At 65.3% G+C, this 6568-nt stretch carries 7 protein-coding genes and 2 pseudogenes; 3 read left to right on the top strand and 6 right to left on the bottom strand.

All coding sequences use genetic code 11. The features are described from left to right. Nucleotides 1–92: 92 nt before the first annotated feature. Nucleotides 93–554, bottom strand: a pseudogene (locus tag KGA66_RS27470) (replication initiator); the annotation flags it as partial. 256 nt (nt 555–810) lie between these two features. Between KGA66_RS27470 and KGA66_RS27465 the strand changes: the two are divergent. Then, on the top strand, nt 811–1002 hold the full coding sequence (locus KGA66_RS27465; protein ID WP_211472231.1) for a hypothetical protein: 192 nt from the start codon (nt 811–813) through the stop codon (nt 1000–1002). 354 nt (nt 1003–1356) lie between these two features. On the opposite strand, the gene KGA66_RS27460 is transcribed toward KGA66_RS27465, so the two are convergent. The 5 genes from KGA66_RS27460 to KGA66_RS27440 form a co-directional block, all read right to left on the bottom strand. Next, entirely contained in the window at nt 1357–2070 is a 714-nt protein-coding gene (locus KGA66_RS27460) for a hypothetical protein (RefSeq protein ID WP_211472229.1), read from the bottom strand. An 8-nt stretch (nt 2071–2078) separates the two neighbouring features. Then, nucleotides 2079–2789 (bottom strand): pentapeptide repeat-containing protein, encoded by a 711-nt coding sequence (locus tag KGA66_RS27455; protein ID WP_211472227.1) that lies wholly within the window; start codon nt 2787–2789, stop codon nt 2079–2081. A gap of 86 nt (nt 2790–2875) precedes the next feature. Then, the gene (gene amcA, locus KGA66_RS27450) at nt 2876–3052 is read right to left on the bottom strand and encodes a multiple cyclophane-containing RiPP AmcA (protein ID WP_312887095.1); all 177 of its coding nucleotides are present in this window, start codon (nt 3050–3052) and stop codon (nt 2876–2878) included. Continuing rightward, the gene (amcB, locus tag KGA66_RS27445) at nt 3049–4242 is read right to left on the bottom strand and encodes a cyclophane-forming radical SAM peptide maturase AmcB (RefSeq protein ID WP_211472223.1); all 1194 of its coding nucleotides are present in this window, start codon (nt 4240–4242) and stop codon (nt 3049–3051) included. Before amcB ends, amcA begins: the two co-directional genes overlap by 4 nt. Nucleotides 4243–4413: 171 nt before the next feature. Next, nucleotides 4414–4896: an ATP-binding protein gene (locus KGA66_RS27440; protein WP_211472221.1), complete on the bottom strand. Its 483-nt coding sequence runs from the start codon at nt 4894–4896 to the stop codon at nt 4414–4416. A gap of 166 nt (nt 4897–5062) precedes the next feature. Here KGA66_RS27440 and KGA66_RS27435 point away from each other — a divergent pair, with 166 nt between their 5' ends. Then, complete coding sequence (locus KGA66_RS27435) at nt 5063–6130, top strand: helix-turn-helix domain-containing protein (RefSeq protein ID WP_211472219.1); 1068 nt, start codon at nt 5063–5065, stop codon at nt 6128–6130. A gap of 297 nt (nt 6131–6427) precedes the next feature. Beyond that, nucleotides 6428–6568: pseudogene (locus KGA66_RS27430) on the top strand (aldo/keto reductase); the annotation flags it as partial.

The following is a 6568-nucleotide window of genomic DNA, read 5'->3' as shown; positions in this document are numbered from 1 at the left end:
CACCCACCCGCCCTGTTGAGCGGCCACCTTCGGTGACTCAACATCCACAGCGGAGCGGTCGCGCTCATCAACGTTCTAAGCCCGGCTGTCGGTCACGCGGCATCGCCCCCGCGCGGACGAGTGGGAGCGAGCGCATCCTTTGCGGCCTGCCGGTTCTCCTCGATGCTCTCGCGCAGCATCCCCGCGTAGGCCGCCATGCCCTCGTTGTGGTAGCCGCGCCGCTGATACCGCCAGTTCTTCTCGGTCACCGTCGGAACCTCGACAGGCTTGTCAGCACCCTTACGCTTGGCCTTACTCTGGCGCTTGCGGTTCTGCGCCTCCCGGTACGCTTCGCGCTCCCGAGCCAGACCACCGCGCGTGACTGAGAACAACCGCGACGCGGTGGTGTTGTGCCCCCGGAATCCGAGCATGTGACACCACCGCCACAGATTCAGACCCTTGAACTCCGGCAGCACCCCGAGCCGCCACGCCGCCCGCATCAGACTACGAACGTGAGCGTTGTTCGTCCGCAGGTTGATCTGCGACGGATGGGTGACCCGCTCATCCACCCCGTGCGCATCCTCCGTGCGCTGGGGCGCCGTTCGCGGCGCGAGCGCGCGGCCCGCCGCTCCCGATCACATCCGGCACGATCAACCCGACCCAAGCCGAGACGACCGCCTCCGGTTCCCTACTGCGTCACGCGCGACAACCGCCTCCGTGCGAACGGACACGGCGCGCGACGCAGACAACGACTCCTGCACGGCAAGCGATCCGACCCACCTTCAGACCGCACTCACCGCGCAGTCAGCCGCCGGTTAGTACACTGCGAGCGTGGACCATCGCCAGCTCCCCTCGTGGTGGAAGGTTGCCGTTACCGGCACCCTCGCCGCTCTGGCGTGGACGACGACAGACATGCTTGCCAATCATCATCTTGACAGTCTCGTGCTACTCAATGGAGCAGCCAACGGGCTTTTAGCTGGCGCGGCATTGACTCCATGCATCTCAAAAAAGACAGTCAATTGAGATATACTTATTACATCAACTATCAGTTGGCCTGACTATCTGCCATGCACGAACGGCAGGGGGACGCTCAACAGCCCCGCGCGGCGACGGTCCAGACCCCCACGGACGGGACCGTCACCGGTCTTGATCGGAGTGCCCTCGACCGCCGTACTCCAGGCGACGGCCGAGGGCACCCCATAGGCGTCCGGGCATCGGGGAGACGTGCCCGGACGCCCACCTACGAGCGCGCGGCGCAGGCCCCGTCATCGGCTCCAGGATGAAGCCTCGAAGACCTTGGATCCCGGAACGGGTAGACCTGCTTGCGGATGAACCCCGCACCGGGTGACGTTCACGCCGCGCGCCCAGCCCAGCGGTTTAGATGAGCGTCGGCAGCACTCCAGCGGGCCAGTGCCCGAGCCAGAACGCGACTCGGGACGGCGCGCGCATGCCCCAGGTCGAGCCGTCATGCGGTATCAGCTCAGTCGGCGCGATGTAGCCCTCTCCGGGATCGAGGCGGATGCGCAGACACCGCAGACGACCACCCTCACTGACGTAGCGCCGCACGTCATTCGTGTGCGGGTAGCTGGCGGTCGATCTCTGGGCGCGGCTGATCTCTTGAATGTCGTCCATAGCCAGAGCGACATACCGCGAGCCGGGGCCAAGGTTGATCGCCAGACGCCTTCTGCTCTCCACCCGCCGCGCGGTCGGCAACCGGTCGAAGTTGTCGAGGTGGAGGCCGATGCGCCGCCCGGTCGTGGTGTCCACCGTCGTAGTTGCCTGTCCGGCCGGGTTGTCCACGAAGCCCACGAACCAACTGGACCAGTGCCCCTGGAACGGATCGAAGCTGCTGATGCCATCCTCGGGCGCGTCGTGTCGAGGGGCGGTAACGCGGGGACGCACGATCTCCACGAGCGCGCCGTCAACCGGGTACGAGCCGCTAATCAGCTCTTTGATCTGCTCAGATGTCACGCTCTCCCAGTCGGATGCCGGAAGCAGCACTTGCGCGTCGTATCCTGGTTCGTCGCGCACCAGGTCGACGGGCGCTATCGCGCATCGATCTTGCAGCGTGCTCGGCGCGGTGAAGCCCATGCGGATGGTCACAGCCATGCTCCCTGGTCTGGGTCTTGACGCTCGTCCATGTCGTCGCCGAAGCTGGCGTTTAGTTCGGCCGCCAAGGCTTCCCCGAGCTGCGTGGTTTGGGTCCGCTCGATGATCACGTTTTTCAGGTTCGCTGAGCCGGTCAGCGCCGACAGGTCATTGCCGCGCAGGTCGCAATCCCGGTAGGTGCCCGAACCGAACGAGGTCAGCTGCAAGTTGCAGTCATTGAACAGTGCTCCGCTCAGATCGCAGCCGGTGAACTCGACCTCGGGCAGTGAACAGCGCACGAACAGCACCGGGCCGGTTGCCCGCACGTCGCGCACGGTTGAATAGTCCAGCTTGCAGCCGACGAACACAACGTTTTCCAGCGTCACGCCGTGGAACTGGGAGCCGAGCAGCTTGCAGGTTTCGAAGCGCACGCGGGAAAGCTTGCCGCCCTGCCAGTTCAGCGAGGAGAAGTCGCAGCCGGTGAACTCGATCGAGTCCATACGCACGGCCTCGATATTGGCTCGTGCTGCCTTGACGCCGCAAATCCTTCCGTGCAGCAGTGTGACGTTCTCCAGGTCGAGCGTTCGCACGCTCGTGTCACCGAATTCGAAATCGGAAATGGGGCCGGTATCGGTGCCTAGCGTTGAGACCGACTGCAATTCCATGTCGCTGTCGAAGACGGGAAGGTCGGCGCTGGTTCGGCGGATAACAAGTTGGTCCATGGCGGATATCCTAGCTTGGTGATCGGATAATTCTCGGTTGTTGTGCTCGGCGGCGCGACCCGTGACGCGCCGCCGAGCCGAACGCCCTACCGCTTCGACCAGTTGTCCCACGTGGGCCGATTGTCGAAGCCACCCTTATTGTTGTCCCAGGTGGGCTGGTTGTCGAAGCCGGAGGCGCAATGCGCGCCACAGCGTTCACCCTTGCCCAGGAGGTTCACCAACACGACAGAATTCGAGCTGGCTACGGATTCGAGTACGGTCATGGAGCCTCCTCTATCAACTCGCCCAAGGCCCGGACGAGTTCCTGACGGGTATTGGTGCAGTATTGTGTTTCCGGCGCGCTGAAATCACCATGCTCGAAATACCGGTTCCCTGCCTGCGCGCCAAGGCAGAAAGCGTAGAACTCGCAACTCTCGGCGCATGCAGTGAGCGCCTGCGTGAACTCGTCCACGTAGCGTGCTTTGTCAGCGCGCGCCAGCATCGCGGGCAGCGTTTCACGAAGCACGTTGCCAATCACGAAATCGCCGTATTCCTTGCTGCGCACCCCGGCCAGTTCCGGCGACAGAATCACCGTGTCCCCGTTCCATGCGACGGTCGGAATCGGCTCGTACAGGGCTGGACCGCTGCGGGCAGACGAAGGCCCCCGGCTCTGGCGAACGAACCCCAGTAGTCGGTAAAGCTCCCGCACACGCAGCGGCGAACCATCCAGCCGACGCTTCAGCAGAGCGCGCCAGAACGTCCGGGCCGCCGCCGCATCAATCGGCGGACGGTTCGTGTTCGCACCCTCATACTCTTCGAGGTTGAAGCCGACGCTATCCGCGCCCAAGGTCTCGAAGAAGTCCGCGATCTCGTCCGGCCGGGTGATGGTGTCGCCGGTGACAACGGCTATCGCGGTGAACCGCACCCCACAATCCAGCAGCGTTCGAATACCGCGCATGATTCGCGCATGGGCTGGACGCCCCGATCGATCGTGCCTGGCAGCGTTGGCCCACTCTGGACCGTCGATGCTCACCCCGACCGTGAACCCGTACCGCGCGAACAGATCACACCACGGCTGTGTGATCAGGCCGCCGCCGGTCTGCACCGTGTACCGCACTCGGCCGCGAGCCCGCAAGGGTTCGAACGGTTCCAGCAACGCCCTGAATCGCTCAACGCCGGCAGTGAGCGGTTCGCCACCATGCCAGACGACCTCAACCACATCCGGACCGCCTTGCGCCTCGATGCTCGCGGCTACTGCCGCAGCAGTACTCGGAAGCATCTCCAGGCGCTGATCCTTCGACGGCAGATAGCAGTAGTCGCACGCCCACGGGCACAACGTCGTCGGTTGCAGCACCACCACGCCGAACCGGCGCGAGACGAACCGGTCGAAGCGTGCTGACGACGTATGTGCAGCCTCAAGCGCGCTCATCGAAACGCCCATAACAACCCCCACCTGCATCAGAGTGTCAACCATTGCCTGATCAGGGCCGCAGCCCGGTTCACAGCGCCCGCAGCGCCGCCAACACCCGCGCCGTGACCTCCGGCCCGTTCTCGAACACGATCGGCGGTGGCTCAGGCATCGGGAGCCACGGCAAGGCCAGAGCTGGCCTGCACAAATGCGCCAGACTGCCCGGCCGCGCCCGCCTCACCGCGCCACTCCGCTCGGAGCGCCGAAGAACACGCTTTTGCCGCCCCGTGGCAGCAGCGCTGACCCGAATGCGCCGCCCGCCGCCTTTAGCTGCTCAACCACCAGCCGCAACCCCAGACCGGATTCCGGCAACAGCCACACATCCCCCGGAGCGTCGTCGAACGAGGACCAATCGATCTCCAGTCCCACCGTTGGCAGAACCTTGCTCGGGTCGCGCACCTCGACCACCAGCAGCGGCCCCCACAGCTCCGCTACCAGCCAGGCGACCCGCTCAGCGGAGGGCACGCGCCCCCACTGCACATGCTTGGCGGCATTCGTCGCCAGCTCCGAGACGCAGTAGACCGCAAGCTCCGCCACCGAGCCCAGGTCCCAGGACACGCACACCGAGCGCATCACCGCCCGCGCGACACTCGCCGCGTGATCGTTCGGCGGCAGCAGCGCCACACGCCGCCGCAGCGGCACATCGCCGAGGCCGACCACGCCACCAGCAGACGCAGTGAACTCCGCACCAGACGCACTGTCCGTCACAGGAACTTGACACCGAGTCGTCGCCATGGCTTACAGCGTGCACTGATATCATCGCTGTCGGTAGCAGGCGCAAGTCTTCAACAGTCTTCACTAGGGCTCACGGGTGGATCATGCGATGATGGCGGGTGAGATGCTCCGGCAAGCGCGCGAACGCGCGGGCATCAGCTTGTCCGCCATGGCCGAGCGCACACACTTCTCCAAGAGCCATCTTGGGAACGTGGAAACCGGCAAGCGTGCTGTAACGGCTGACATCGTGTTGGCCTATGAGCGCGAAGTAGGTGAAGAGATGGACCGCCGAGGCGTCCTCAGCGGACTGGCCGCCACTGTGGTAGCCCCCATGGCCACGGCCGAGCTCATTTACAAGGGCTTCTCGGAAGCCGCCTACCGCCGCCCGCCCCTCGACCACTGGCTAGAGCGGGTGGACGCGCTCGGACAGGACTATATGTCCTATGGCGCGGCAGCGCTCCAACCCCGCATCGCATCCGATCTCGTCACGCTCCAAGGGCAACTCGCCTCCCCGCGCCTGTGGGGTGTCGCCGCCCGCTACCTCACCACCTTCGGCAAGACTACCCAGGGAGCGCGCCAAGCGTCACGCTGGTACGGACTCGCCGCCGTCGCCGCCGACCGCTCCGCCGACACCGACACCCGCGTGTGGGTACGTGGCCGAAGCGCTCTGGCCCTTGCCTATGAGGGCGCGGGACTGTCCACCGCGAAACGACTCGCCGACCAAGCGCTAGCGATCTCCGACGCGCCGACCCTGGGGCGTCTTAACGCCCTGGTCGCCCAAGCCCATGTGGCCGGCTTCCGGGGCGATCACGAAACCATGACGGCAGCCATCGAAGAAGCCAAACGAGTCTTCGACATAGCAGGCTCGTCCGAGCAGATCTCAGACTTCGCGGTACCCGAATGGCGGTTCTGGACGTTCCTGAGCATGCTCTACTCCCGCATCGGCGACGAACGAGAAGCCACCCGAGCCCAAGACGCAGCCGACCAGGCACGCCCGGCAACACTGCACCGGTTCGCCACGCACATCGAGATGCACCGAGCCTTGATGCTGGTGCGCTCCGGAGATGTAGCCGGAGGCGTCGCCTACGCCACCCGAGCCCTCGATCAGCTACCCCGCGAACGCCACAGCCTGACCCTCAAACTCCTTATGCGCGAGATCGAGACGGCTCAACCGGCCTGAACCCAGGGACGAAGCAGCTGCCGCCTCGGAGATGTAGCGGCGCAGCTGTTCTTGTCGGCCGCTGCCGGTCAGTAGGTGGTCGGGTGGGTCGGTCGGGTGCATCTCCTCAGCGGCCCCGCAGGGTGCCGGACAACGGGCGGCCCTGACAAGACGGGAAAGCGTGTCCTGACAGGGCCGCCCGCCGCCCGGCAAGTCACAGACTGCCGCTGAGGAGATGCACCCGACCTCAGCCCCAGCCATGAGCGCGGCTCGGCAGCGTGACCGGTCGGAGGGTTACCAAATCGTTGCTTGGTACATTGGCGAAAGTACTGCATGCAGAACCATTACAATCTTCTCTACCGCGAGGAGGAGCGCGAGATGCTGCCGCTGTGCGCGGACCAGGGCATCGGCGTGATTCCGTGGAGCCCGCTGGCGCGCGGGCGGCTGACCCGCGACTGG

Origin of the sequence: Actinocrinis puniceicyclus (assembly GCF_018283645.1) — a bacterium.
GTDB lineage: Bacteria > Actinomycetota > Actinomycetes > Streptomycetales > Catenulisporaceae > Actinocrinis > Actinocrinis puniceicyclus.
This window is presented reverse-complemented; position numbering and strand designations above follow the sequence as displayed.

What these genes read in the sequence shown, in the direction of transcription:
- KGA66_RS27460 (WP_211472229.1), bottom strand. Translation starts at nt 2,070, where the DNA reads ATGGGCTTCACCGCGCCGAGCACGCTGCAAGATCGATGCGCGATAGCG.
- KGA66_RS27455 (WP_211472227.1), bottom strand. Translation starts at nt 2,789, where the DNA reads ATGGACCAACTTGTTATCCGCCGAACCAGCGCCGACCTTCCCGTCTTC.
- amcA (WP_312887095.1), bottom strand. Translation starts at nt 3,052, where the DNA reads ATGACCGTACTCGAATCCGTAGCCAGCTCGAATTCTGTCGTGTTGGTG.
- amcB (WP_211472223.1), bottom strand. Translation starts at nt 4,242, where the DNA reads ATGGTTGACACTCTGATGCAGGTGGGGGTTGTTATGGGCGTTTCGATG.
- KGA66_RS27435 (WP_211472219.1), top strand. Translation starts at nt 5,063, where the DNA reads ATGGCGGGTGAGATGCTCCGGCAAGCGCGCGAACGCGCGGGCATCAGC.